2 protein-coding genes are annotated in these 1603 nt (G+C 64.4%); both read right to left on the bottom strand.

Annotation, left to right across the window (positions count from 1 at the left end; translation table 11 throughout):
• Positions 1-851, bottom strand: an 851-nt coding sequence (locus tag GXY33_18415; GenBank protein ID NLX07114.1) for a CPBP family intramembrane metalloprotease, incomplete at its 3' end; no start/stop codon positions are given.
• A 3-nt stretch (positions 852-854) separates the two neighbouring features.
• Positions 855-1603: metallophosphoesterase (locus GXY33_18410; GenBank protein NLX07113.1), on the bottom strand; the 749-nt coding region annotated here is incomplete at its 5' end.

Genomic DNA, 1603 nt, shown 5'->3' with positions numbered 1-1603 from the left:
TTGAACGCCAGGGTCATGTTGATCGTGTTGAACGCCGCGTGGGCGAGGATCGGAGCGATCAGGCTGCCGCGGTAGATAAACAGGACGGAGAACACCAGCGAGACCAGGGCGATCTGCACGACCGCGACGTAGCCCTCGTAGAGGTGGAGAACCCCGAACAGGGCGCTGGAGAGGACTACCGCCGTCGCCCAATTACCCCGCCAGTCACCCAGCACGAGCCGCAGGCGGGTCAGGATCAGTCCGCGGAAGAGCACCTCTTCGTAGATCCCTACGAACATCATGACCGTCGCCACCGCGGCGAACGGAATGGCTGGGAAGGTCTCGAAGAGCTCCTTGCGTTCCTGGACGATCTGATTGACGTACTCCTCCGGCAGGAACATCAGGGCGACTCCGCTCAGCAGCAGGATGCCGTAGACGGCCATCAGACCTAAAGCGGCCCAGCCCGCCTCGTGGCCGAGGGTCTTGCGCCAGGTAAAGCCGATGGTCCGCCAGCTCTGCCCGCTGACCCATAGCGTCCCGGCGATCAGCCCCAGGGCCAGCAGGCCCTGGATCAGGACCGATACGTAGATCAGGTAGCCGCGCTCCTCGACGGGCGGGACGGTCTCCGGCGGGGCCGATTTAGCCCAGAGCAGCAGGCCCAGCCAGACCCCCATCACCACCAGCAGTTGGAAAAAAGCCCCCACCCGGCCCATCGGCGGCAGGATACGATCGGCGGGCGCCCGGATTTCGCGCATGGGACGGGCGACCGAGAGCCTCTGGCGTTGCTCCGATCCCCCCGGTTCGGCCGGCCGGGACTCCGCGATCGGCTGATCCGCGGGCCCCTGTTTGCCTTCGCTGTCCTGATCGTTCACGGGCTAGCGGCCTTCCTTGAGTCGTTCGCCCAGGAAATCGTCGATCTCAGGCACCTTTTTAATCTTCGCCGCGGTCTTTTCCAAGTCATATTCGACCCGGACGAATTCGACCGTTTCCTCGTTCATCACGACGTAGCTGGCCCGCCAGTCGCGGTCGCGGGGCTGGCCGACCGATCCGACGTTGACGATGGCCTGCTCGCCCAACTCGAACTGGTTGGGTTCGGCCAGTTCGTCGGGCGGGTCGAAATAGGGGTCATCGAGCAGGACGCCGGGCACGTGGGTGTGGCCGACGAAGCAGGTCGGCTCGTCCAGGCGGCGGAAGTTGTCCAGCAGCTTGTTGGGGTTGCTGTAGACGTCGTCGGGAAAGAGGTACTCGTTGATCGGTTTACGCGGCGAGCCGTGGACGCAGACGAACCCGTCGCCGCGGTGTTTGACCGGCAGCTTGCCGAGGAAATCCCACCGGCGGTTGCGCAGGGCGTTGTTGGGCTCGCTTTCGAGGACCTGGCGGGTCCAGAGGGCGGCCCGCTCGGCTCCGATGTTGAAGCTGTAAGGTTCGTAGAAAACAGCTTGGTCGTGATTGCCGCAGATGCAGGCCTCACACCGTTCGATGATCAAGTCGAGGCACTCGCAGGGGTTGGGGCCGTAGCCGACCACGTCGCCGAGGCAGATGACCCGGCGGATCGAGCGCCGGGCGATGTCGTCGAAGACCGCCTGAAGGGCTTCGATGTTGCTGTGGATGTCGGAAATCAGCG

Source organism: Phycisphaerae bacterium (assembly GCA_012729815.1).
Lineage (GTDB): Bacteria > Planctomycetota > Phycisphaerae > JAAYCJ01 > JAAYCJ01 > JAAYCJ01.
Note: the sequence above shows the minus strand (reverse complement) of the source record. Positions and strands in the feature narration are given on the sequence as shown.